This window comes from Microcoleus sp. S36a_B3 (assembly GCF_036700745.1).
In the GTDB taxonomy this organism is placed as follows: domain Bacteria; phylum Cyanobacteriota; class Cyanobacteriia; order Cyanobacteriales; family Microcoleaceae; genus Microcoleus.
On sequence record NZ_JAUBPN010000015.1, the window covers coordinates 58382 to 84043 of the forward strand.

Below are 25662 nucleotides of genomic sequence, written 5' to 3' on the forward strand. Positions count from 1 at the left end.
CGAGGAAATCAAGATTGGATGATACTTATCAAGCTTACGTAAACCGGGTGGCGCGAATGACGCTGCTGGACTCCTATAAGTCCCAGATGGAACACATCCAGGAATCTCCAAAATTTAAGCCTGATGAAGCCGGTCACAGAAATCCTGTACCTTTTCCGGGTTATTCGGTGATTACGCCACCTGCGGGGGAAGATGCAGAAAATACTGCTCTTTATAGTAATTTGCAGTCAGTCCAACAACGGCTATTGCAGGAAATCGCGGACGGTGCGATCGTAGCACTGCCTCCTGATAGCTTCCATTTAACCGTGGCAGATCTGATTTGGAGCAGCGCTTTTCAAGATGCTTCTGAGAACAATCCAGAATTTGAAGAGCAACTGCGCGATCGAATGAAAGAGTGTTTTGCCACCTGCAAACCATTGGCGGGAGGCCCGGAGATTCGCTGGACTGTGCTGGGGTTGATGGTGATGACTAGGGCTGTGGGTGTTTGTTTGGCACCGACTGACGAAAACTCTTACAAGCAAATTCTAGAGTTTCGGCGCTCGATCTATCAAAATCCCGATTTAATTGCTTTAGGAATTGAACAGCAATATCATTTGACGGCACACATTACTCTGGCTTATTTTGGCGACACCGGGCCGAATTTAGACCGCGATCGTTTGGTCGCCGTGATGTCTGAGTTAAATGACCAATGGCTTGACACGCCACAAGAACTGTGCGTGCACCGAGCCGAACTGCGGAAGTTTGACGATATGACTAGCTACGTGCGGCAACCGGATTGGCCTGTTTTTGAATTTTAACGTAAGCAAGAGGGGAGAAGGAAGAAGGAAGAAGGAAGAAGGAAGAAGGAAGAAGGAAGAGGGAAGAGGGAAGAGGGAAGTTCGGCAACGAGCTAGGTAGGGATTTTAACGGATACAAGTCAGAATTCAGAGGACTCAATCAAGGAAAATTCTCCCACTCTCCATTCTCCCCACTCTCCATTTTCCCCACTCTCCATTTTCGCCACTCTCCATTCTCCGCCTCTCCCATCTCCTCTGTTTTAAGTGTCAGGATACTGCCTATTAAATGCTTTAATTATTCTGGCTTGGTAACAAAATCAAGCAAAAAATTTATGATAAACCCGGAAAAATCAGTAATTCTGGTTTTTTACTTTTTGCTTAAATAGTGACTGTACACGTTGTTGGTATTGGTTTAGATGGAGCTGCTGGGCTGAGCGAATCGGCACGGCAGATTGTAGGAACGGCCGCTCTGCTGGTAGGGAGCGATCGGCATTTGAGCTATTTTCCCGATCGCGGCCGAGAGCGCTGGGTGTTGGAAGATTTAACCGAAGCAATTCTCGAAATTCGGCGCTGGCTGGCGGAAGTACCGCAGTTAGAGGCGGATGCGGAAACTGTGGAAAGGGGCCGAGGTTCGATCGTCATTTTAGTAGCCGGCGACCCCATGTTCCACGGCTGGGGAAAGTTACTAATTTCCCAAATTCCGCCAGATAAATTGACATTTCACCCCCATGTGAGCTCGGTGCAACTGGCCTTCAACCGCTTGCAAATCCCGTGGCAGGATGCTCATTTTGTGGCCTCCCAGGGACGTTATTTTGAGGAATTGACGGCAAAACTCAAGTTAGGTGTGGAAAAAATTGCCGTGCTCGCGGACGAAACTCTCACTCCGGCGGCTTTAGCAAATTTGGTGAAAGCTCTAGATTTGCCGGCACGCTATCAGTTTTGGGTTTGCGAAAATTTGGGTTCTCCAGAGGAGAAGGTTGGCTTGTATTCTCTAGAAGCTTTGCTGCGAGAGTCTTTTTCACTTCTGAGCGTGGTTGTAATGCAGAGGGTGTTCCCGCCTGCAGAAGCTTTGGATTTGGCAAGTTTGCCTTTGTTGGGGATTCCCGATGCAGCTTTTATCGGTGGCGGTGACAGGCTTGGTTTGACGGTGGAACGGGAGGTGCGGGTGTTGGTGCTGGCACAGTTGGCTTTGCGGCCGGAACAAGTTGTCTGGGATGTGGGCGCTGGTAACGGTTCTGTGTCGATCGAGATTGCTCGTTTATTCCCGCAGTCTGAGGTATACGCGATCGAACAAACGGTTTCTGGTACTTCTGCGATCGAACTCAATTGTAGTCGTTTTGAGCTGCAAAACGTGCTTTCGATTCATGGCAGGGCACCGGAAATTTTGCACCGCTTGCGCCCGCCGCACCGGATTTTTATTGGCTGCTGCGGTGAAGGGCTGACCAAAATTTTGGGCGTTTGCGCCCTGCGGCTGCTCGCTGGAGGCTCGATCGTCCTAGCTTTGGATGTTTTTGAGGATATTGCTACTGTTTTGAGCTGGATTGGCGATCGGGTGCGCCGGGAACCGCACTGGAGTTACCGAATTCTGCAGGTGCAGTTGTCGCGTTCTATTTCTGCGGGCAGTTTGACTCGTTTTGAGGCACTGAATCCAATTTCGATTGTGACTATCGATCGACATTTGAATTAATGTCTGATTTTTAACCGCAGATTAATGGCTGTGTTATCTATGTTTTGTTTTTTTATTGAATCTAATCTTTTTTTTACCGCAGAGGGCGCAGAGGGCGCAGAGGAAGAGAATAGGTAATTTTCAAGGGGTTGGGGATATTAGGTTTTAATTTTTAATTAACAAAAGTACGGCTGCTGTTGCTAGCAGTAGCAATATTCCGGCTGCACCGGCTAGGGGTTTTGCGGCTATTCCTGTAATCCATTCTGATACCCTAGAAGTAGGTTTAATTGCGCCTTCTGTATCTACGGTAGTTATACCCCAAATCCAAGCTGCGTGAATGCCGATCGCCAATCCTAAACTGCCATTGTCGGCGATGCGGGCTAATGTTAAAACCATCCCCATCAGCCACAATCCGGGCAGTTGCGGTAGAGTTTCTTTGGCTGCCCAAATTAGATGGGCGATCGCGAAAATGAAACTGGCGATCGCACTTGCTATTAATATTGAGTAATCTTGCTGGAGGATTGTTTGCAAGCAGCCGCGAAAGATTAACTCTTCTGTGGCACTAATCCACAGTCCTAATAACAGAGTCAGCAGACTAGCAGGATTAAAGATTAATGCCCAAAAATTAATGTTTTTTTCGCCTATTTCGGTGGAAGTTTCACCTTTTTTTAACTCGATCCAGCCTACGGTTAATTGCAGACCGAATAAAATTACTAAGCTGATTATTCCTAATCCTAATCCCCCCACTAATGATATCACAACTGCGGGTTGCCAATCCCAACCCCAACTAGCAAAAGTTGTGTTTTCGATCCAACTTGTCGCCCACAAAATGAAGGGTACAATCAGGTATAGAGAAGCGAGTAAAGGTAGTTTTTTGTTTCCCAGGGGTTGGGGTGGATGCCATTTGAGGGCGATCGCCAGCACAATCGCTGCGGGAAGCCACACAACAATCCAAGTCGAGAAAAACAAGATTATTTTGACAATTGCTGGTATTGACGGCGACAGCAGTCGCAGGTTAGTTATACTATTCCACATTTAATGGGTTGCGATCGGTACGCTTCTAATCAGTGAAAAACTTGACATTACTGGACAAATGGCAATAAATGTAACCATCAAAATGGTGAATGGGCGTGGCAGGGTTTCCAACGAATACTCTGCAAGCATACCTTTTCCACCGTCAAATCAAAAGCACCCGATTTCCTGACGGTAACTTTCGACACTTGGAGTTTGAGGGGTGTAAGTGTCCCCACACAGCCAGCATCGAGCCAGTGAGTGCTGAGAACCTAAATGCAGAATATAATCGAGCATAATATATAAGTGAGGGTTTGATGGCAATAGATTTACACAGATTCTTTAAAGCATCCAATCCCAGCCGGACTCTCGATATCAGCCAACCTGAAGATCGACAGTATTACATCGATTTTTCAGAAGTGCGAGGCAGCAATTTAATTAAAGAACTGGGACGCGCTATAATCTTCTCTGAAGATGAACCAAATTGTCAGTTATTCACCGGACATATCGGTTGCGGTAAATCCACCGAGTTATCCCGACTAAAAGCAGAGTTAGAACAAAAAGGCTTCCACGTAGTCTATTTCGAGTCTTCTCAAGACTTAGATATGGCAGATGTGGATATCAGCGATATCTTACTGGCGATCGCCCGTCAAGTGAGCCAGAGTTTGGAGGCAGCTCAAATCCAACTCCAACCAACCCGTTTCCAGAATTTACTCCAAGGAGCTGCCAACCTTTTAAACTCAGAAATCACGGGAATCAAAGCTAAAGTTCCTGTCGTGGGCGATATCGGGATAAATGCAGAACCAGGAAAGTTTTCCCTAGCAGTAGGAATAGGAGAAATCACCACCAAAGCAAAGGATAGTAAAGATATTCGCTCTCTGTTAAGACAACACTTGGAGCCGCGAGTCAATAATATCTTAGAAGCCATTAATCAGGAACTAATTGAACCCGCCCAAAAGCAGCTAAAGCAGCAAGGCAAAGCCGGAATGGTCGTGATTGTTGACAATCTAGACCGGATTGATAGCAAGCCAAGGTCATCAGGAAGAACTCAACCTGAGTACCTTTTTGTTGACCGAGGAGAACAACTCAACAAACTCAAGTGCCACGTTGTCTACACCGTCCCCTTAGTTCTAGCTTTCTCCAATGACAAAGAAAATTTGACTAATCGCTTTGGCTCAGATCCTCAACTGTTGCCGATGGTGCGAGTGCATGAACGAGATGGCAGTCAATGCTCTGAAGGCATTGCTTTGCTCCGAAAAATGATTCTAGCAAGAGCTTTCCCTCATGTAGATTCAGAGCAACGCATCAGCTTAATCTCAGAAGTGTTTGACGCATCAGAAACGTTAGATTACCTCTGTCAAGTCAGCGGCGGTCATGTGCGAAACTTGTTAGTGCTGCTTAATAGCTGTATGAAAAAAGACGACCCGCCTTTTTCGCGCGATTTGGTAGAGCGAGTCATTAGCCAGCGGCGCAGCGAACTGAGTAAAGCAATCACGCCCCACGAATGGGAACTGCTACGGCTGGTAGCGCAACAAAAAACTGTCAGAGGTGAGGAAGAATATCAAACTTTACTGCGGAGTTTATTTGTCTTTGAGTATCGCGATGCAGATGAAAGTTGGTTTGATATCAACCCTATTTTAGCAGAGGCAAAGGAGTTGCAATTATGAATGATTCGTCACCCGAATTAATACAGATTAATCAAGAGTCTTTGAAAACCCTGATCCGGGGAATTACTTGCTTTCAAGAAGAGTTTTCCTTAATTTTAGCCGTTTGCAACTACAGAACATTGCGGGAACAAATTGTGCAGCAGTTGCGGGAACAATGTCCGGTTCAGATGCGGGAATTGGTGCTAGAAAAGTCCGTTCAAACTCTCTACACCAGGATTAAAGAAGAACTGGGTACAGAACAACCTAATGCACTAATGATAGTTGGTCTGGAGTCAGTGCGCGAACTCGACGCGGTTTTGACGGCCACCAATCAGATTCGAGAGGAGTTTCGCAACTTTAACTTTCCTGTAGTGCTATGGGTGACAGATGCGATCCTGTGCAAGCTGATTCGGTTGATTCCAGATTTCCACAGTTGGGCAACGACGGTGGAGTTTCAAATGACCGTGGACGAGTTGATTCAATTCATTCGGCAAACTGTTGATGAGGTGTTTGCTAAGGTTTTAAATTCTCGCGAGAACGTATTTTTAGATAATGCTGCACTAGATATTGAAAATGGTTCTCCGCGTTGCGCTGAGCTGAAGTCAGCTTGTGAAGAATTGCAACATCGAGGGGTGACGTTAGACTCTGAGTTGGAAGCTGGTTTAGAATTTATCCTGGGTCGAGTTGCGGATAATTCCGATGTTGCATCTCGCCAGCATTACGAACAGAGTTTGGCTTTGTGGCAGCAAACAGGCGATCGCGCTCGTTGTGGACTTTTACTATTTTATATTGGACTGTGGTGGCGAAATTATGCAGCACGACATCGCGTGGAGTATCAGCAAGCTGCCGATCGCGCCCGAGACTATTTTCAGCAGTCAATAGAGGCTTTTGAACAAGCCGATCGCCCCGACTTAGCGGCTAAATTTATCAATTTCTTGGCAGAGGTGCTGCATCGGCTGAAGCATTGGCGCGAACTAGAACTCGTGGCGCAAAAAGCCTTAGTTCTCCATCAAACCCATTACGACCAATTCAGACAAGCTCGCATTCATGGCTTTCTCGCTGAAGTGGCATTGTCTAAATCCTTGTGGATTGAGGCAAAACAAGCGGCCGGGCAGGCTCTGTTTATACTAAATGATGCTACAGAGACTATATCAAATCCATCACCGGAACAAAGTGCTTTATTGGATTTAGAACTTTTTTTTCATCAGGGTTGGTATTTGTTTTCCCTAGCGAAAGCACAACAGCAACTCGGTCAGCTATCAGAGGCGATCGCCACTTTAGAAGCTGCAAGAAGTCAAACCAAACCTCAATACGACCCAGAGCTTTACATCCAAATTTTGACAAGTTTGCGAGAAAACTATTTCCAACAAGGACAATACCTCAATGCCTTTCGGATTAAACAAGAGCGACAGGCGATCGAAAGTCAGTTTGGTTTTCGAGCTTTTATCGGTGCAGGGAGGTTGCAGCCAAAACAACAGATTGCCAACCCAGCGTTACCCTCTGCTGAACCGCAAGACGAAGTTGCCCAGGAAATAGCTGCTTCGGGACGGTTGCACAGTGTCGAACGCTTGCTGGAACGCATCGAGCGAGATGACTGCAAACTCACGATCATCCACGGGGAATCAGGGGTTGGCAAAAGCTCGATTGAGCAGGCTGGACTAATCCCTGCTTTAAAACAAAAGCCGATAAATGCCCGCAGTGTTCTGCCAGTTTTACAGCAGGTTTATGCAGATTGGGCTGATGAACTGGCTAAGTGTTTGGCAAAGGAACTGGCAACTATTCAAAAAGGATTTTCTTTAATTATTTCTAGTGTCAAAGAAAGAGAAGATGACGAATCTGATTTTGGGCTTAACTCTCCTACCTTGAGTTTAACAGACTCTCTGCTCGCTCAGTTGCGAAAAAATGCGGAGCATAATCTGTTAACCATTCTGATTTTTGACCAATTTGAAGAATTTTTCTTTATTTGTAAAGACAGCGGACAAAGAAAAAAGTTTTATGATTTTTTGCGCGCTTGCTTAGAGATCCCTTATGTAAAAGTAATCCTTTCCCTTCGAGAAGATTACCTGCATTATTTATTAGAGTGTACGCGATTCACTAGATTTGATGTAATTCATGATAATATTTTGGATAAAAATATTATTTTTTACTTAGGTAACTTTAAGCCAGATGAGGCCAAGTTAGTAATTCAAAGTTTAACTGAAAGAACTCAGTTTGAGTTAGAACCTGCTTTGATTGACGAACTTGTCAAAGATTTAGCAGGAGAAGTTAACGAGGTGCGTCCAGTCGAACTGCAAATTGTGGGTGCACAATTACAATCTGAGAATATTACGACCCTAGCCCAATATCAAAAAAAAGGGCCGAAAGCAGCACTGGTAGCGAGATTTTTAGAAGAAGTTATTAAAGATTGCGGTTCAGAGAATAAGCAGCTTGCTGAACTTGTTTTGTGGTTACTAACAGATGAAAATAGCACTCGTCCCCTCAGAACTCGTGATGATTTAAAAAAAGGTTTAGAAGACTTACTAACAGAGATCAGTCACTTAGAGTTAGTTCTGGAAATTTTTGTTAAGTCTGGGTTGGTATTGCTGTTACCTAGTTTTCCCGACAATCGCTATCAACTGGTTCACGATTATTTGGCTGATTTCGTGCGTCGCCAAAAAAATAATGAACTGATAGAAGAATTGGAAAAAGAAAGAGCGCAAAGAAAGCGCAGTGAAGCTGAGTTAAATCGGGTGCTAAAACGACAATTAAAACTGGCGATGGCCGGCGGAGCTATGATGGCAGTTCTCGCAGTTCTCGCAGGTATATTTGGAGTTGAAGCAAAAATCGGTGAAACTAATGCTGAACTCAAGCAAATTAGCGCCAATTCCGAATCTCTCTGGGCTTCAAATAAAGAGTTAGAGGCGCTAGTAGAAGGTTTAAAAGCTGGAAAAAAGCTTAAATATGGATGGAAAATAGAACCGAATACTAAGAATCAAGTAGTGTCGAGATTGCAAGAGGTTGTTTATAACGTAAGAGAGCGCAACCGATTGGAAGGTCATACCGATACTATCACAGATATTAGTTTTAGCCCTGATGGCAAATTTATTGCTTCTGGTAGTAAAGATAAAACTGTGAAGCTTTGGGACCGCGACGGTAGCGAGAAAAAACCTGCTTTGCAAGGAAAATATGGGAATGAATTTACAAGCGTCGCGTTTAGCCCCGACAGTCAAATTATTGCCGCTGGAAACAAGGATAGTAAAATTTACCTCTGGCGCCTGAATGGCACATTAATTAAAACTTTAACAGAACACAGCGATTGGGTGACAAATATTCGATTTAGTCCAGACGGTAAGACGATTGTTTCTGCTAGCCGGGACAATAGTGTAAGACTTTGGAAAATCGATGGCACTGAGAGTAAAAAGCTGAAAGGGCATACTTCTACTGTTAACATCGTGCGTTTTAGCCCGGACGGTCAAAGGATTGCTTCAGCTAGTGAGGATGGTACTATCAAACTGTGGAGTTTAGAGGGCAAGCAACTTCAATCTATAAGTAGTCCTGGCGTTCTTGACTTGGCATTCAGTCCAGATAACAAAACTCTGAGTATAGCCAGTAGGGATGCTACCGTCAAAATATTGAAATTTGATGGTATTTTACTCACAACATTTAATCCAATATTTTTTAGCAATTCTTTTTTTGCCTGTTTCAGTCCTGATGGTAAGTGGCTAGCCACTTTTGATAAATGGAATAATGGGAATCTTTGGAAGATAGAAGGTAGTAAAATTGAACAGTTGGGAAAAGATTTTAGGCTTCCGCTTGCGACAAGTGGCAGTTTCAGTCCTGACGCTAAAACTATGGCCCTAGCTAGTAAGGATAATGTAGTAAAACTTGTGAGTCTTGATTCAGAGACTTTTGATATTCATGAAGATGGAATGAATAAAAGCAATATTGTAGGGCTAAGCCCTGACAATTTGCCCGTCTCTATTGATGATAACCATTTGAAAATTTGGAACAGCGACGGGACAATGAAAAGTTCCCTAGAACTTGCCGATCGTATGGAAAACGCAAGTTTCAGTCCCGACGCTAAGGTAATTGTTTTAACCGGTACTCAGATTACCACAAAAATCTGGAAGAGTACAGAAAAATTACTGAATACCTTTGAGCTAAATTCGTCATTTCCCGATGTCAGTCCTGATGGTAAGCTCATGGTTACTGTAGAGCGAAATAATACAGCCAAGTTGTGGAGATCGGATGGCAAGCTAATTGCAAGTCTGCAAGATCTGAAAGCACGTATTACCAAGGTATTTTTTAGTCCTGATAGTCAGCTTATTGCTACTGTCAGCCAAGACAATATAGTAAAGCTTTGGAACCATGATGGCAAGTTGATAGGCACTTTGCAAGGCCACACAAAGAAGATTTCAGACGTTATTTTTAGTGGTAACAATCAGCTTATTGCTACTGTCAGTTGGGATAACACACTGAAGCTGTGGAATCGCGACGGTTTACTGATTCAAACAATTGAGAAGTCGACTGAGAGATTAAATCCATGGATTTCTTCCGATAGCAGTCAAGTAAAATTCAGCCCCGACAGTCAGATGTTATTTGTCCCTAGCAATTACAATGACGTGCAACTCTGGGGGCGGAATGGAAAAGTGATTCAAACCCTCAAGGGGCATGATGGACCCGTTTATAGCGCGATTTTCAGCCCCAACAGTCAGATTATTGCTACCATAAGTTCCGCTCGCAAGATGAAACTTTGGAGGCGAAATGGGACTTTGATTACCACTTTACTGGAAAAAATTTATAAAGCTGATGCCAGTTTTAGCCCTGACAGCCAACAGGTTGTCTCAGTTAGTTCTAGTAGTGTCAAACTTTGGGGTATTGACGGTAAAGAAATCGCGACTCTCGCAGATAATAGCGATGATTCTCCTAAAATTAGTTTCAGTCCAGATAGCGCAACCATTATATTGAGAGCTGAGGATAACGTCAAACTTTACAACAGAGCAGGTGGGTTAATTAGAACTATTAATAATGACGGTGCTGACGTTCCTAACATTAGTGTTAGTCAAGATGGCAGACTAATTGCTTCTGTTGAGAGGAATAATGTAGTAAAGCTTTGGAGTAGTAATAGCAAGCTTATCCAATCCCTGAAGGGACATCACAGTAAAATTACTTTAGTCAGTTTTAGCCCAGATAGTAAGATGCTTGCCACTGCGGACAAAGATAATACCGTAAAGCTGTGGCAGAGCGATGGTAAACTCATTCTAAATCTTCAGGGACACGGGAACCGGGTTGAACGTGTGGATTTTGGAGCGGATGGCAAGACATTTGCTGTTTCCGGTGTTGAAGATGTGGTGCAACTCTGGAATAGGGAACACAAAAAGATAGTTGCTACCTTAAAAGGACACCGCGATCGCATCAATAGTGTCAGTTTTAGCCCTACCAGTCAGCTAGTTGCCTCTGCCAGCGATGATAAAACAGTGAGACTGTGGGATTTTGATGGTAATTCACTGCATATTTTAGACAAGCATACAGATAAAGTTAATCGCGTCCGTTTTAGTCCCGACGGTAAGATACTTGCATCTGCCAGTGATGACAAAACCGTAAAAGTTTGGAACTTAAAAGGTGGATTTATTAAAACTCTTGAAAAACATAAAAGTCCTGTTCGGGATGTAATTTTCAATCCGAATAGTTCAAAGATCGCCTCAGCTAGCGATGACAGCACTGTTATCCTCTGGGATTATCAAAGTGGCAAGCTTGAGCATCGCCTATCAGGACACAGTGCGTCTGTTAAAAGTCTTAGTTTCAGCCCAAATGGTGAGATGCTTGCCTCGGCTGATGATAGTGGTGCAGTTAAAATTTGGAGCCGTGATGGGATAATGCTAAAAAGTTTTAACCAGGAAAGTTTGGCTGGTGATAACATCAGCTTCAACTCTGATGGGCAGCAGATTTTTGCCTGGATTCGGGACAAAGAGAATTACTATTACGGTAAACCCTTGCTTTGGAGTATGAATCTCAATGATCTTTTAGGTATCGGTTGTCAGAAAGCACGGAATTATCTGAAGAATAACCCGAATTTACAGAAGAACGATCGCTCTCTTTGCGACTAGCTCTGAAATGGATAGTCAATAATTTCGGTATACTGAATTAAGTGTACCCTGTCAGGCGCGCGTGAATAAGACCCTCAAACCGTCGAAAAATCCTTGCGGGCGATCGTTAAATCTTCTTCTTTTAACAGGTGATATCATGTCCGGTTGATTCGTAGTTATATGGGGGGCGGGTTTATAAAGCTGTGGGCTTTAAAATTAAGAATACTCGTGAATCCGCCCCTACACAACTTGACATTATACAAGAATGAATCAAGATGTTTAAGTATATAACTAATGACTACCGATCGAGCTTGCGCTGAATTTGTCTCAGAGACTGGTACATTTCTGGCAAGCGGTTGTAGACGGCTGCGGCTTTGAGAAATAGTTTGTGGGGAATTGCTGGAACGCCCGTCACGATCGCACCTGCGGGCACGTCGCTGTGAATTCCGGCTTTAGCTGTGGCGATCGCCCCATCTCCGATTTTGGCTTGATTAGCAATTCCCACTTGACCTGCCAAAATTACATTGTTGCCAATTTTTACTCCTCCAGCCATGCCAACGTGAGCAGCAAACGCGCAATTTTTTCCTACTTGACAGCCGTGACCTACGTGTACTAAGTTGTCGATTTTTGTATTCTGGCCGATGCGGGTTTCTCCAACAGCGGGCCTGTCGATCGTGCTGTTGCAGCCAACCTCAACACCCTCTTCTAATACAGTGCAGCCAGACTGCTCCATTTTTACCCACCCGGAGGCTGTCGGCACGAACCCAAAACCTTCGGAACCGATCGCCGCACCGCTGTGAATCACGCAATTTGACCCGATGCGAGTACGTTCGTGGATGACACAATTAGCGTGTAAAACAGTGCCTTTGCCTATTTCCGCATCTGGGTAAATTACGACATTTGGATGAATGCAAACGTTGCTGCCAATTTTGACTTTTGCTTGAATAACGACGTGGGGGCCGATATAGACGTTTTCACCAATTTCTGCTGAGGGGTGAACGACGGCTGAGGGATGAATTTCGGATGGTGGGCGAAACGGTTGATAGAAAAGGGCGATCGTTTCAGCAAACAGCAATCGCGGATCTGCTGCGGCAATCCAAGCGATGTTGCGCTCCGTACATTGAGCTTGGAGGCTTTCATCTAAGGGCAAAATTAAAGCCGAAGCGTTTGTAGTGGCTGTATGAGTGGCAAATTTAGCTCCTTCTATGTAACTTATTTTGCCCGATTCAGCTTCATCGACTGGGGCGGGGCCTGTAATTTCTCGATCGGCAGCAACCGACGCTGTGAGGCTGCGACTGTTGGCTAAATTCAGTTTTCGTACTATTTCGCTAAACTTCATTTATAAAAATTTGTTGTTAACACAGATGGATCATAGTTAAAAGTACCAGCTTTGGAGCACGATCCGAGCAGTTGGCATTGAAAAAACAAAAACGCCGACTTCTCACAGAAATCGGGGTTGTAGCGATCGATTGTTTTTGTCAACTATTGAACGGAAACTGCATCTACATCAACGGTACTCGCTGTAGTGTCCGAGGGGCTGCCGGTGGCTTCGGATGCTGAGGCTGTGTCTGTTTGGCGGGATTTAAAGTAGTCGATCGCCATTTGCGAAACTTCGGAAATCAGCAAAACAGCAATTGCCACATCGTCAATTTGTCCGACGACGGGGAGAAAGTCTGGGGCTATGTCGATCGGGCTTACCAGATATGCCAACGTTCCCAGAATAATCCACCAGCGGTACTTGGGGTTGCGGAGGGTGTCGCGATACCAGTTGTAAACAGATTGTATAGAAAAGTTCATGGGGTTGTCCTCTCGTTATATTTTCAATCTTGACAAATTATCGCTCGAAACGCTTGTGGAGATATCCCCCCTAAGATTGGGAAGAGACTTCTACCTGGGAGTATAGGGAATTGGGGAGGGACAATTTGTCAATCTGTGTCCCAAAGGCGGGGACTCTTGACAACGCCCCTACAGAAACCTGACAGATGAAAGGCGATGGAATTAATCTGTGTTGATCTGCGTCGATCTGCTGTTTAAACAAATCTTCATCTATTAGTTGTATATTGTGATTAAAGCAAGTTACTTAGATTGGGATTTTTAAACTGCAGATGTTAACAGATAAACACAGATGAACGCTGATGGGATTTATCTGTGTTTATCTCCTGTTTAAACAAATCTTCATATCTTTCAATCACGAATCTTGAAACACCCATTTTTGGTCGCCGATCGCAATTTCGCAACCGTTCGCCAACCAAAAAGGGTCGTTAGCAGCCAACCTCTGTCCGCCCACAAAAGTGCCGTTGGAACTGCCGCTATCGACAAGTTGATATCGCTGTTTGCCAACTTCGTCAGTGGCCCTGCGAATCTGGGCGTGGTAGCGCGAACTTTGCGGATCTTGCAATACTAAAGTGTTAGTCGGTTCGCGTCCAATTGTAAAAGGATTTGCCGTTAAACCGATCGCCTGTCCCGAAAATTTGTAGATTAAATATGCGGTGTTTTTGCGATCGCTACTGGCGAGTACCGTCGGTGCAAGTGAAGGTGAATTTCTCGCAGGTGGGAGACTGTTTTGGGCGAGTTGTTCTGTCAGTTGTTGCAAATCGCGATCGAACCCGGCTGCTGTGTCTGAAGCTGGAAGACTTGCAGGAGAATTACCTGAAATTAAGTTTAACTGCTGTACGGGAGATTGAGGAACAATCGGGCGGCCTGCTTCGGCAATTCTCATTTGCAGGGCGGCGGCATTTTCTGCTTCTTGTCGGGCACTCATTCCTTCAACTTGGCGAATAACTCCGTTGGTTTCGGGAAAGCTGACATCGCCAATTCGCACGTCTTCTAAGTTAAAACCTAGAGTATAAAAATCTTGGACGCGATCGAGCAAATTTTGGCGCAGCAACAGCCGTCCTTGACTGATAAGCTGTTGTAGGGGTATTTGCCCGATCGCTAATCCCATACAATCCTTAACTGCACTTGCTAAAACAGCTATAGGATCTGACAATTCCAAAGCTACCCGTTTCGGATCTATAACTTGATAAATAACAGTCAGAGTAGCATCAATTAAAAATCGATCCTTAGACAAAAAATCTCCGTGCGACTGTACATCCAAATTGCGGAGTTTGGTGTCTACGAGGACAATTTGAGACTGTTCCAGCAGGGGAAGGGCAAAGCTGAAATGTCGCCCGGGTTTTAGGGTACGCACGGCGCGGCCGTTTTTGACCAACAAACCCGTGTAACCCGCCCCTATAAAGTCCATGCTAAAGCCGGCCCAGCGTTCGGGTGTGACGGTTTGAATTAGTGGAGAAGCGTTGTTCATGGGAGGGAGTTGAGGGAGGGGAGATTCTACTTTTAGGGTAACAAATTGCTGGGGGCGAGCGATCGGGCGGTGTGCCGGTTCCGCAACCTCTATTCTATACTTCTGGGCTCCCCGCGATTCAGGCGGGACTGGATCTAGTTTTGACCCCAGCAATCCACCTTCTGTTTCTACTGCATTCCCATTTTTACAATCACCCGCCGGGAAGCACTATTTTAAGATTTAGGAAGCGCTACAATGCGATCGATTCCGAGAGTTTTAAACCCGTATTCTAAGATAGTAAACGCTGCTTCAGTTGCTCAACCCCCACCCCAGTTTATATCTATTTGTACTCACTTACTCACTCGGCTTAAATTGCATACATTCGCAAAAAATCTTTAAATTATCTGCGTTGCCTCTGGGGTTTCCCTATAAATCAAAGATTTATGCAATAAGTCTAGTGGGTCGATCGCCCTTTCATTCACCTCACCAAAAACGCCGCACACTCAACATGAGAAGTCTGAGGAAAGAAATCCGCCGGCTGCACTCGCGCTAACTTATAATCCCCATTTTCGCACAAAATCTTCAGGTCGCGAGCCAAAGTAGCAGGCTTGCAGCTAACATAAACAATGCGATTTGGTTTGATTTCCTTGATAGCTTCCAAAACCGCGCGATCGCACCCTTTCCTTGGCGGATCTAGCAGCACAATATCCGGTGTCAATCCCAAGGATGGCAGCAAACTCTCTACAGTTCCCACCTGAAACTCGACATTTCTCACGTCATTTAACTCAGCATTTAATCTGGCTTGTTCGATCGCCGCCGGTTGCACTTCTAAACCTATCGCTATTTTTACTTGTTTTGCCAGGGGTAAAGTAAAAGTACCAATGCCGCAGTAAGCGTCAACCAAAACCTCGTTTCCCTGCAAACTTAATTCCCCTACCATCACCTCTAACAACGCTTCAGCCGCCTCTGTATTAACCTGAAAAAAAGTATCGGCTCTTAGCTGAAAATTCATCCCAGCAAATCTTTCTCGCAGATAAGAACGACCCGCAATGCAGCGAGTTTCGGAACCAAAAATCACATTAGTTTGAGCGGGGTTTATATTCAAACAAACACCTACGAGTTGAGGATATTGTTTCAGCCACTCTGATGCTTGCTCTTCGAGTCCCGGCAACTCTCCAGTGCGAACTATTAAAGTTAGCAGCATCTCGCCGGTGCGCCGTCCGATCCGCAAGGACAAGTGACGCAATTCTCCTGTATGTTTCTTTTCGTCGTAGACTGGCCAATCCCGCCAGTGGATGTCTTCTTTGACTTCTTTTAACAAAGGATTGAGGCGCGGGTCTTGCACCGGACACTGATTGAGATTGACTAATTTGTGGGTACTTTTTTGATAGTAACCTGCTTGAACTTGACCTGTTGCAGATAGTGCCACGGGATAAGTCGCTTTGTTGCGGTATCCCAAAAATTGGGAAAATCCCTCGATTTTTCCCGTTAAAATTTCATCGACTTGCAGATTGCTAAATCCGCCAATCCTTTCCAAGGCTTGAATGATTTGATTTTGCTTGGCTGCAAGCTGATATTGATAATCTACGTGCTGCCACTGACAGCCGCCGCACTTGTCGGCGACAATGCAGTTAGCTCGGATGCGGTGTTCGGATGTTTCGAGAAGTGTGTCCAGCTTGCCTGTAGCATAGGTGGATTTGACTTGCACGAGGCGCACAAGGACTCGATCGCCCGTCACGGTATCGGGCACAAACACCACTAACTCACCAAAACGACCAACTCCGTCGCCGGTGTCTGTCAAGTCGGTAATCTCTATCTCAATCAGTTGACCTTGCTGGCAAGGGTTTGCCAATTTCGTCGAGTTTGGGGTCGGGAATTTAGATTTGGTCACAAGTAGTCGTGGTAGGATTTAATATGGTAATGCAATATCGCTCTCTCTTTCCTGAGATAAGTCGTAGCGAAGAAGCGGGGCGTAAGCCATCGCACTCAAACTCAATTGCAGGCTGTCTTCCTGCTGTTGAACGTCTTGCTGCTAAAGCCAAACTTCAACCGGGGAGTCGAGCTTGTCGCGAGTGGCCTCGATATCGTCGGTGCGATATGCTGTTGGGGCGATTTAGCAAAAACTCGTTAAACAGTCAAAGTGTCTGCCGACATCAAAACTCTCACTCGCAATTTTTGAGTTTTTCCCGCAGTACCCTGGAACACAAGGAAACTGGCTTGAACATCAAGCATAACGCTTGGGGAGATTTACCCTCTACTTCTAGGATTGATAAATGTTAGGAGCAAGGCAAGTCTGCGAACCAAGAATCCCGTCGCCAACGGATGGGAATGTTTATTAATGTTATCCTCAAATTTGAATAACAATGAGCGTAGTTAGCCAATTTATTCTCCAAGCCGACGACGAACTTCGTTATCCCAGTACCGGCGAACTCCAAAGTATCAATGATTTCTTTAAAACCGGAGAACAGCGGGTGCGTATTGCTACTGCGCTGTCTGACAGTGAGAAGAAAATTGTTGAAGAAGCTAGTAAAAAACTCTGGAAAAAACGACCTGATTTTATCTCTCCTGGGGGCAATGCTTACGGCCAGCGCGAACGGGCTTTGTGTCTGCGCGACTACGGTTGGTACTTGCGCCTGATTACCTACGGTATCTTGGCGGGTGACAAGGAGCCGATCGAAAGCATCGGTTTGATTGGCGTTCGGGAAATGTATAATTCTCTGGGCGTTCCTGTTCCTGGCATGGTCGAAGCTATCCGCTGTTTGAAGGAAGCTTCTTTGGCTTTGCTCAATCAGGATGATGCTAAGGAAGCAGCTCCTTATTTTGATTATATCGCTCAGGCAATGTCTTAATTGCTTTGGTGATTGCTTTCATGAATGTGGCGGAGCATTCGCGGGTGATTTTTGGGGTGATTTGATCTCGCAATTGCTCGCAAATGTTTCGCTTCTGTTTTTTGGCAAGGAAATCTGCCTCATTTCTGCTAGGAAGCAATGCTGTTTAAGCTTTCCCAGATGTTGAGTTCGTCTTGTCTTTCAATGCACATTTGATTTAAAAAGTCAAGGGTTTTTGGGAGAGATTGTTTTTTGAATTTCCGGCTGTCGTACAGAATGGATGTTTTGAGCTGCGAGAGTTCTCCAAGGGTAGGGCAGGTTTGGATCTGATGGGCGATCGCATTTTGCCATTCTTCCAGCCTGCGGTACGAGATAAATTGTCCGCCTCTGTCCCGCCGATGCACGAAAACCACGAAAGCCCAGGATTCGACTCGCTTAATCAGGTTTTGGCTGATTTTGAGCAGTTGGGCGATCGACTTTACGGTGATGCGGAGCTTTTTCGAGGGTTGGATGCGGCGAAACAGTGCTGTCATAGCTGAGTCACTCCTGAACTTGGGTGAGTTAATTTGTGTTCGTCTTTGGATCTTACTATATCATATCATTCTACACGAATGCAGAGAAGTTGCAGTAATGTTTCTAAATGTGTAATGCTCAAACCCTCTGTGCTGCCTTGAGCAAGGCAAAAGTACAGCTAGCTTAAGAGTTAAATTGGATCTGTAAAATGCCGGGATTTCTTGACTTTAAGGCTGTCGTCGATCGGGAAAAACTGCGCCCTGTGCGATTTACGGATACGGGACGCGGTAGATTGGGCAAACTTCTGAAAGCAGCTAGAGAGATTCGGGGCTGGTCAATTATTGAAACAGAAATGGTCACAAAAGAATACGAGGCCGCTCTGTTTCGGACAGCCGGAGATCCTGTACCAAAAGATGTCGGTATTAGTAATGCTACTGTTAGTCGCTACGAACGCGGGAAGTTAGAAAGTTTGGATTGGCGATCGCTCTCTCTGTTATGCTTTGTCCTCAAGCCGATCGACCCGGTGACAGGGGAAGCCCTCGAACCGACAAATGCGCTTTACATTGCGTGCGAACATCCGCCGTACAACGATGCGAAGCTTTACGAGTAGTTGATTGCTGACATCTGAACTGATGCAACCAAATTCTTGAGATGGGGAGTTTTGAACCGCAGATATTAGCGGGTGAACGCTGATGAACGCTGATGTCATTTTATCTGTGTTTATCTGCGGTGATTGATTACCGATCGCCCTTTTGTTTAGCAATTAAAGCTTTAGCTTGCTGCCACAGAGATTCTAACTCTTCTGCGGGATAATCTGACAAAGGTCGATCGCACGCAGCCTCCACCATAGCAAACCGCTGCACAAAGCGATCGTTTGTTCCTTGCAAAGCAGCCGACGGATCTAAATCGTACCACCGAGCTAATTGAATCAACACAAACATAATATCTCCCAATTCTGACTGCTGCGCTGCCTTATCCTCGTGTTTGAGAGCGTGTTCAAATTCTGCCATTTCTTCGTGAAATTTATCCCAAACGCCCTCTAAATTGTCCCAATCAAAACTCACTTCCGCAGCTTTCTGAGAGATTTTCATCCCGGCGGTTATCGGCGGCAAAGTGCTGGCATAACGGCTCATTTTCGAGGCTAAAGTTGGCGGTTTTTCCGAAGTTGTGCCTTTTTCTGCGGCTTTGATTTTTTCCCAGTTTTCGTTGACTTCATCCACGCTGTTGAGTTCGACATCGCCGAAGACGTGGGGATGTCGCCGAATTAGTTTTTCTGTAATGCCCGCAGCGATTTCGGCGAAGGTAAACTGATTGGATTCGCTGGCAATTTGAGCTTGCAGAATTACCTGTAACAGTAAGTCGCCCAATTCTTCGACGATCGCATCTTTATCTCCTTTGCGAATCGCGTCGGCGGTTTCATAAGCTTCTTCGATGATGTGAGGAATTAGAGTTTGGGGAGTTTGGGCTAAATCCCAAGGACATCCGCCGTCTGGCGATCGCAATTTAGCCACAACTTCTATAAGTTCTTCGAGTGCTGTGAGCGATCGGCTGTGGGAATTAGACATAATAATTTACCTTTTATATCCACCGCCAAGACGGTTATAACGTTGTTAATGGCTCCAACTATTGATTTTATTACTTCTTCCTTCTTCCTTCTTCCTTCTTCCTTCTTCCTTCTGCTATAGATTTGCTGGAAGTGCGACGGGTTGGTTGGCGTTTGCGCCTCTTAATTGTGCCAGGAGGGCGCAATCCGCTCAATCCTTTCTTTTTGAATCTTTTGTAAGCAGAGCCGCCCCAATCGCTCAGATAGTGGCTCATAGCGCCCAATTCTAGACCGATGTAAACGGCTAAAATTTCGATGTGGTGTTCCCAGATCGATCGCCCATAACTCAAAACCACATCCTGCCAATTCCCGCCGAAGTTTCCGACTTTTTCGGCAATTGCCAATCCCAACAATCCGAAAACCACGATCCAGATAGCGAGGTACAAGATTCGCAAAGCAGTGCCAATCAGAGGGCCGTGGGACAAAAAAGAGCGGTGGCGCAGGCTTTTTTGGTACGGGAGCCAAATCGGTTTGAACCATCCCCAGCGCTGATACTGGCAGGAGTAGATATCCAAGTCGGGGCCAAACATCAGCCCGCCGAATAAGAAACTGCCGGAAACGAGCAAAGTCAGGTTGCTGCTCTGAGTCTGGCCAAAGGTGAGGGCTGCCACCAAGGGCAAACTCCACAGGGTTATTTGATCGTGGGTGCGGCCAGAGGGCATTTAAAGTTTAGGATTTTTTTTACTTGATCTTTCTGAGTTACTGTGATATGATAAATCCCGGTGAGTGCAATTGGGTGATTAGCTCAGTGGTAGAGCGCCTGCTTTACACGCAGGATGCCGTAGGTTCAAATCCTACATTACCCATCCGATAACTCAATATCAACAGTTTCAGCCGTTTTTAGCCGTCAAGCCGAGAACGGCTGTTGCTGTTGAGAGTTGACTGTTAAATTGGGTGACGACTAAATTTAACATTCTGTGGCGGATGTCTCAAAAGTTGGCACCCAATGCTAGAAAATTAATTTATCGAAAATTTGGGTCTAAAACCCCGTCCTTTAACGAAGTGGAGGACGGCTTTACACATACTCAGTAAGTGTGTAAAATAATTTCATGCTAAACATGACGTGGGAATTCAAACTAGAACCAACTCCAGAACAGGTCGATACTATCGAGCGGATATTCGCTGTGTGTCGTTCTGTATGGAACTTTGCTTTGCGGGAGCGCAAAGACTGGTTGAATTCCCGCAAGTCGCCTGTAAATGCTTGTTCCATCGAACAGGAGTACATACTCAGGGCTGACGAGCCCTACCCTAGTTACCACACTCAGGCTAAACGATTGACTCTTGCCAAAGAGCAATTTCCCCTCCTCACGAGCGTACATTCGCAAGTATTACAACAAGTCTTAAGAACGCTGGACAGGGCATTTGAGGACATGAGAGCGAAGAAACTAGGCTTCCCTCGCTTCAAGAACAAATACCGAATGCGATCGTTTGTGTTTCCTCAATTGGGCAAAAATCCCATCAATGGAAGTTTGCTGAAATTGCCTCAACTAGGGTGGATTCGTTTGCGCTTGTCACGCCAAATCCCAGGGGGATTTGAAATTAAACAAGCCAGGGTTGTACGACGGGCATCGGGATATTTTGTCATGTTGTCATTACAGTTAAATGTATCAGTGCCAGATACACCCATATCCGGTCATCCGCGAGGTTTGGATTTAGGGTTTGATAAGTTTGTAGCTACTAGCGATAACGAGCAAATTGCTAGACCTCGCTTCCTGCAAACTCTACAACGCGAGTTGAAATTACTGCAACGTAGATTAAAGCATAAGAAGAAAGGGTCGAATAACAGACATAAGCTCAATCAAAAAATAGCCAGAATTCATCAACAGATTACTGACACCAGGAAAGACTGGCACTTTAAGTTAGCCCACCGTATGAGTGACGGCGTAGGGATGATATTTGTTGAAGACATCGACTTTCGCTCTTGGGCCAGAGGAATGTTGAGTAAACATAGTGCCGATGCTGGATTCGGTCAATTCGTCAACATACTGCAATGGGTGTGCTTTAAACGAGGTGTTTTCTTTGCCAAGGTAGACAAGGACTACACATCACAACAATGTCCTGAGTGTGGGACGCATACGGGCAAAAAGCACCTAGACGAAAGAATTCATTCTTGTCCAGTGTGTTTCTTTACTGCATCGCGTGATGTGGCAGCGGCACAGGTGGTTAGAAATCGTGGGTTGGAACTAATTTCTGGGCTAGGGCATAGCCTGGAAGTAAAACAAACTGTCTGTGGACTGGATGCGGCGGGGACTGGTGGTAAAGTCAGTCTAGCTGGCACGGGACGAAGCAGAAAACTCAAGAAGTGATTCTTGGGAATCACCCTCCCTTTAGGGCGGTGAGGATGTCAATGATTTTCTTTTTTAGAACCTTGTATATGAAGCCTAAAATAACTAGCCCGATCGCGTGGCAGCAAGCTGAACTGCTCATGCAGCCCGCCATGATCCGAGTCCTCGACAACATCCGCAAACAATTAGAGGAGTCCCCTTGGACGGGAACTTATCAAAACGTGGAGGTTCCAATTCCCGGCTATCAACTAATTTTAGAGCATCAAGGCGAGCAAAAATCCGTCGATATTTGGGAACTTTGCTATCAAATCTGCTTTGTCAACTACCCGCCAGCCCACAGTCAAATCCAAAGCCAAGAAGTTGTAATTGACACTAGCTTGATTGAAGAAGACACTGGCGATGTAGATTGGAATCGTCTTGATGCCAAAGCCAGTCAATTAATACAAGAAATATTCGCCAATTTGGGCAAATAGTCAGTTGACAGTTGTCAGTTATCTGTTGTCAGTGATGAGCTTTCCAGCCAACAGCGAACAGTCATCAGTCAACAGTCAACAGTCAACAGTTAACAGTAAACAAAATCTTATGATTCAAGAATTGCACGACATTCAAGCAGCGGCCGGTGCTACTTTTGCAGAGTTAACAACCAAAGAAATTGTGCCAGTCAGTTTTGGTAACGACGCAGAAGCGATCGCAGCAACGAAACAAGGTGTGGCTTTGTACGATCGCACTCACTGGGGACGCATTCAAATCTCAGACAGCGATCGCCTGCGATTCCTGCACAATCAAAGCACCAATAACTTTAACATACTCAAACCCGGTCAAGGTTGCGACACCGTTTTCGTGACTTCCACCGCCCGGACGATCGACCTCGCCACCGCTTACGCGACAGAAGATGCCGTATTGTTGTTAGTTTCAGCCAACCGCCGCCGCCAATTGCTGGAATTGCTCGATCGCTATATTTTCCCAATGGATCGCGTCGAGTTAACAGATTTAACCGATACAACTGTTGCTTTCAGTGTCCTCGGCCCGGAAAGCACTCAACTATTAGAAAAAATCGGAGTTACCGAACTAGAAAATCAACCTTACGCTACTCACAAATTGATAAATTTTGCAGGTATGGAAGTCCGAGTTGCGGTTGGTAGCGGTTTAGCAACTCCCGGATACACGTTAATTGCGCCAGCAAGCGATGCAGCAAGCTTGTGGCATGAATTAGTCCAAGCTGGGGCTGTACCGATGGGCGATCGCGTGTGGGAACAACTGCGAATCGAACAAGGTCGCCCCGCCCCCGATTTTGAACTCACCGACGATTACAACCCCCTAGAAGCCCGTTTGTCAAACACCATTTCCTACGACAAAGGTTGCTACATCGGTCAAGAAACCATTGCCAGATTGAACACCTACAAAGGAGTAAAACAGGAACTTTGGGGCGTGGAATTGAGCGGCGCAGTTGCACCCGGAACAATCATCACAATCGCAGAAGAAAAAGTCGGCAAACTCACCAGTTTTGTGCAAACAGAATCTGGTTTTTTTGGTCTTGCTTACATCCGCACAAAAGCAGGCGGCCCAGGGCTAAAAGTGCAATTAGGAGAAATTGCCGGAGAAGTAGTCAATATACCTTTTTTAAGTTAGCAAGCTGTTGACTGTTGGCTGTTGGCTGTTTGAACAATGCCGATTTAACCGGAAATGATATTAATTCCCCATTCCGAGAAACTTGAGTTAAATGATTACATATTCATCGTTCAAAACAGCTTGACTCACCTGCAGTTTCGGCTCTACAGCATCGCTGTAATGAGTTTCAATATGCTTGATGAAACTTTCCCGATAAGCTTTGAGATACGAGTTAACTTGTTCGATATCCTGCTCTCCTGTCGCATAATGACTATCTCTTCTAAAGCGCCCAGATTCTTTGACAAAAGCCATGTCAACTTGCCACAAAGCTGCATCAATCGGACGATATCCCAAATCAACAATATCGTAAGCTACGAATCCTTGGGACTTCATAAAACTCATGACATCATACATTTGACCAAATAAAGTAACTTCAACAATTACATATTCCGTCTGCTGCAAAATTTCCGCTGCTCCCGCTAAAACATCTAATTCCTGTCCGTCTACATCGACTTTAATTAAATACGGGCCTGGTAAATTTCTTTCTCTGCATATTCCGTCTAGCGTAATTGCAGGTATGTTTCTCAAATAAGGATTGCTGCTGTCGGTAACGCGATTTTCTGAAATTGAAGAATGCAACATAGATGGACTGACATTCAGGGTGAAAACTCCCGATTTTTTGGTGGCTGCAGCAATAATATATTCTGCACTTGGGAGTTTCCGGCAAATTTTGGCGAGATAAGGTTCATTTTCGGCGATGGGTTCAATTAGTAAATGTCGCGAATTCGGAAAGGTTTCGTAGAGGTTAAAAGTTCCCAATGCCGCGCCGACATCTATGACTGTTTTAGGTTCAAAACCTAAGTTTTTAGCCAGCAACAAGCTACCTGACATGGTGTTTCTGGGAACTCCTATTTCTTGTGCGCTCATAATTATTTTCCTGATTTTAATAAGATGGATAAAATTGATATTGTATCCGGCAAATAGAGGCATAGCCTCGCCTCTGGTGCATTACCAGGTTCTTCCTGGTAAGGAGGAATTATTTAATATTTTCGCAACCAACGGCTTCGGAAATTGAATTAAATCCTTTTTCATCTAATTTTTGCAGCAAACCTTCCAAAATTCGGCGCACCATCCAAGGGCCTTCGTACACCCAACCTGTGTAGACTTGAATTAAACTCGCGCCGGCGGCGATTTTTTCCCAAGCATCTTGGGCGGTGAAAATGCCGCCAACTCCTATTATGGGTAGTTCGCCTTTTGTATATTGCCAGATAAATCGGATGATTTCTGTCGATCGCCCCCGCACTGGTATTCCACTAATTCCGCCGGCTTCTTCGGTGATGGGTTTGCCGGTTTCTGGCAATATTTGGGTTGTCAATCCGTCGCGCCGGATGGTGGTGTTTGTGGCGATAATTCCTGCTAGTTGGTAGGTTTTGGCGATGTCGAGGATTGATGCGATATCCTCCATCTCCAAATCCGGCGCAATTTTGACTAAAATTGGCTTGATTCCCCGGTTTTCTTGTTGCAAAATTTCCAAAATTGTGCTAAGCCCCGCAGCATCTTGGAGCGATCGCAATCCAGGCGTATTTGGAGATGAAACGTTGACTACAAAATAATCCCCCCAATCTTTGAGCAGCTTAAAACTCTCCAAATAATCGGCGGCTGCCTGCTCTAACGGTGTTACCTTAGATTTACCGAGATTGATGCCGATCGGGTAAGGTGACTGAGGCATGGAACGCGAGGCCTCGGATTTTGAGTGTTTCTGGGAAGCCTTAAACCGGGCGGCCATTGCTGCGGCTCCTTGATTGTTAAAGCCCATGCGGTTGAGGGCTGCGCTGTCAGCCTCTAAGCGAAACAAGCGAGGTTGGGGGTTTCCCGGCTGCGCTTGGCTGGTGACTGTACCCATTTCGGCAAAGCCAAAGCCAAAATTTGCCCAAATGTCTGCTGCTTGGCCGTTTTTATCAAATCCGGCGGCCAAACCGACAGGGTTTTTGAAGCTTATTCCCCACTTCGATTGTTCGAGGCGAGAATCTTGCACTCCCAAAGATTTTTGCAATCGCCAGAGCATTTGGCTGGTTGCTGGGTTTGACTGGGTTCTGGCTGCGAGTTCGAGAATTTGGAGAGTGCGGTTGTGCAGCCACTCGGCATCGGTTTTCAATACGGAAAACAACAACGGGCGCACGCTCGATTGATATATATCCAATGACTTGTCCTGGGGCACTTGACAAATGAGAAATTAGAAGGGAAATAAAAATATTCAGGAGCCGACGACAATGAAGCGAAGATTTTTACTTCAACTTGCGATCGACTTTATTTAATGTTTGAGATTGAATCATAATTGAGACGATTATATTATAGGTTGATTGTTTTTAATTTTAATT

21 protein-coding genes and 1 tRNA gene are annotated in these 25662 nt (G+C 45.3%); 11 read left to right on the top strand and 11 right to left on the bottom strand.

Going from position 1 to position 25662, the window contains the following annotated elements; genetic code table 11:
• The first annotated feature begins 56 nt into the window (after nucleotides 1-56).
• Together QUA01_RS17305 and cbiE are read left to right on the top strand one after the other, a co-directional pair.
• The gene (locus QUA01_RS17305; protein WP_333091350.1) at nucleotides 57-797 is read left to right on the top strand and encodes a DUF1868 domain-containing protein; all 741 of its coding nucleotides are present in this window, start codon (nucleotides 57-59) and stop codon (nucleotides 795-797) included.
• A gap of 364 nt (nucleotides 798-1161) precedes the next feature.
• Entirely contained in the window at nucleotides 1162-2463 is a 1302-nt protein-coding gene (gene cbiE / locus QUA01_RS17310) for a precorrin-6y C5,15-methyltransferase (decarboxylating) subunit CbiE (RefSeq protein WP_333091236.1), read from the top strand.
• 144 nt (nucleotides 2464-2607) lie between these two features.
• On the opposite strand, the gene QUA01_RS17315 is transcribed toward cbiE, so the two are convergent.
• Nucleotides 2608-3477, bottom strand: coding sequence for a CPBP family intramembrane glutamic endopeptidase (locus QUA01_RS17315; protein ID WP_333091237.1), 870 nt, complete (start codon nucleotides 3475-3477; stop codon nucleotides 2608-2610).
• A 293-nt stretch (nucleotides 3478-3770) separates the two neighbouring features.
• Here QUA01_RS17315 and QUA01_RS17320 point away from each other — a divergent pair, with 293 nt between their 5' ends.
• On the top strand, nucleotides 3771-5120 hold the full coding sequence (locus QUA01_RS17320) for a P-loop NTPase fold protein (protein ID WP_333091238.1): 1350 nt from the start codon (nucleotides 3771-3773) through the stop codon (nucleotides 5118-5120).
• 648 nt (nucleotides 5121-5768) lie between these two features.
• Here the strand turns inward: QUA01_RS17320 and QUA01_RS17325 are convergent.
• A complete protein-coding gene (locus QUA01_RS17325) occupies nucleotides 5769-5978 on the bottom strand; it encodes a hypothetical protein (RefSeq protein WP_333091240.1) in 210 nt (69 codons plus the stop codon).
• A 104-nt stretch (nucleotides 5979-6082) separates the two neighbouring features.
• Between QUA01_RS17325 and QUA01_RS17330 the strand changes: the two genes are divergently transcribed.
• Complete coding sequence (locus tag QUA01_RS17330; protein ID WP_333091241.1) at nucleotides 6083-11185, top strand: nSTAND1 domain-containing NTPase; 5103 nt, start codon at nucleotides 6083-6085, stop codon at nucleotides 11183-11185.
• Nucleotides 11186-11462: 277 nt separating this feature from the next.
• Here the strand turns inward: QUA01_RS17330 and lpxD are convergent, their stop codons facing one another.
• From lpxD to rlmD, 4 genes are all read right to left on the bottom strand, one after another.
• Entirely contained in the window at nucleotides 11463-12503 is a 1041-nt protein-coding gene (gene lpxD / locus QUA01_RS17335) for a UDP-3-O-(3-hydroxymyristoyl)glucosamine N-acyltransferase (RefSeq protein ID WP_333091242.1), read from the bottom strand.
• Nucleotides 12504-12646: 143 nt separating this feature from the next.
• Nucleotides 12647-12961 (bottom strand): YkvA family protein, encoded by a 315-nt coding sequence (locus QUA01_RS17340; protein ID WP_333091243.1) that lies wholly within the window; start codon nucleotides 12959-12961, stop codon nucleotides 12647-12649.
• A gap of 391 nt (nucleotides 12962-13352) precedes the next feature.
• Entirely contained in the window at nucleotides 13353-14621 is a 1269-nt protein-coding gene (locus QUA01_RS17345) for an SPFH domain-containing protein (RefSeq protein WP_333091244.1), read from the bottom strand.
• A 304-nt stretch (nucleotides 14622-14925) separates the two neighbouring features.
• Nucleotides 14926-16338, bottom strand: coding sequence for a 23S rRNA (uracil(1939)-C(5))-methyltransferase RlmD (gene rlmD / locus QUA01_RS17350; RefSeq protein ID WP_333091246.1), 1413 nt, complete (start codon nucleotides 16336-16338; stop codon nucleotides 14926-14928).
• Nucleotides 16339-16361: 23 nt separating this feature from the next.
• Between rlmD and QUA01_RS17355 the strand changes: the two genes are divergently transcribed.
• Together QUA01_RS17355 and QUA01_RS17360 are read left to right on the top strand one after the other, a co-directional pair.
• A complete protein-coding gene (locus QUA01_RS17355) occupies nucleotides 16362-16727 on the top strand; it encodes a hypothetical protein (protein ID WP_333091248.1) in 366 nt (121 codons plus the stop codon).
• An 83-nt stretch (nucleotides 16728-16810) separates the two neighbouring features.
• Complete coding sequence (locus QUA01_RS17360; RefSeq protein WP_293336342.1) at nucleotides 16811-17296, top strand: allophycocyanin subunit alpha-B; 486 nt, start codon at nucleotides 16811-16813, stop codon at nucleotides 17294-17296.
• Between the two features lie 128 nt (nucleotides 17297-17424).
• Here the strand turns inward: QUA01_RS17360 and QUA01_RS17365 are convergent, their stop codons facing one another.
• A complete protein-coding gene (locus QUA01_RS17365; protein WP_333091250.1) occupies nucleotides 17425-17808 on the bottom strand; it encodes a hypothetical protein in 384 nt (127 codons plus the stop codon).
• A gap of 188 nt (nucleotides 17809-17996) precedes the next feature.
• On the opposite strand from QUA01_RS17365, the gene QUA01_RS17370 reads away from it, so the two are divergent.
• Nucleotides 17997-18398, top strand: a complete 402-nt coding sequence (locus tag QUA01_RS17370; RefSeq protein WP_333091252.1) for a helix-turn-helix transcriptional regulator — start codon at nucleotides 17997-17999, stop codon at nucleotides 18396-18398.
• A gap of 127 nt (nucleotides 18399-18525) precedes the next feature.
• Here the strand turns inward: QUA01_RS17370 and mazG are convergent, their stop codons facing one another.
• A complete protein-coding gene (gene mazG, locus QUA01_RS17375; protein WP_333091254.1) occupies nucleotides 18526-19353 on the bottom strand; it encodes a nucleoside triphosphate pyrophosphohydrolase in 828 nt (275 codons plus the stop codon).
• Nucleotides 19354-19423: 70 nt separating this feature from the next.
• Nucleotides 19424-20053 carry a metal-binding protein gene (locus QUA01_RS17380; protein WP_333091255.1) on the bottom strand — a complete coding sequence of 210 codons (630 nt, stop codon included), beginning with the start codon at nucleotides 20051-20053 and terminating at the stop codon, nucleotides 19424-19426.
• A 72-nt stretch (nucleotides 20054-20125) separates the two neighbouring features.
• Between QUA01_RS17380 and QUA01_RS17385 the strand changes: the two genes are divergently transcribed.
• The 4 genes from QUA01_RS17385 (at nucleotide 20126) to ygfZ (ending at nucleotide 23305) form a co-directional block, all read left to right on the top strand.
• A tRNA-Val gene (locus QUA01_RS17385) sits at nucleotides 20126-20197 on the top strand.
• A gap of 243 nt (nucleotides 20198-20440) precedes the next feature.
• On the top strand, nucleotides 20441-21697 hold the full coding sequence (locus tag QUA01_RS17390; protein WP_333091256.1) for an RNA-guided endonuclease InsQ/TnpB family protein: 1257 nt from the start codon (nucleotides 20441-20443) through the stop codon (nucleotides 21695-21697).
• 68 nt (nucleotides 21698-21765) lie between these two features.
• Nucleotides 21766-22149 carry a hypothetical protein gene (locus QUA01_RS17395; protein ID WP_333091258.1) on the top strand — a complete coding sequence of 128 codons (384 nt, stop codon included), beginning with the start codon at nucleotides 21766-21768 and terminating at the stop codon, nucleotides 22147-22149.
• Nucleotides 22150-22258: 109 nt separating this feature from the next.
• Nucleotides 22259-23305: a CAF17-like 4Fe-4S cluster assembly/insertion protein YgfZ gene (gene ygfZ / locus QUA01_RS17400; protein WP_333091260.1), complete on the top strand. Its 1047-nt coding sequence runs from the start codon at nucleotides 22259-22261 to the stop codon at nucleotides 23303-23305.
• Nucleotides 23306-23392: 87 nt separating this feature from the next.
• On the opposite strand, the gene QUA01_RS17405 is transcribed toward ygfZ, so the two are convergent.
• Together QUA01_RS17405 and QUA01_RS17410 are read right to left on the bottom strand one after the other, a co-directional pair.
• A complete protein-coding gene (locus QUA01_RS17405; RefSeq protein WP_333091261.1) occupies nucleotides 23393-24211 on the bottom strand; it encodes an FkbM family methyltransferase in 819 nt (272 codons plus the stop codon).
• 109 nt (nucleotides 24212-24320) lie between these two features.
• A complete protein-coding gene (locus QUA01_RS17410; protein WP_333091262.1) occupies nucleotides 24321-25484 on the bottom strand; it encodes a quinone-dependent dihydroorotate dehydrogenase in 1164 nt (387 codons plus the stop codon).
• Nucleotides 25485-25662: the final 178 nt, after the last annotated feature.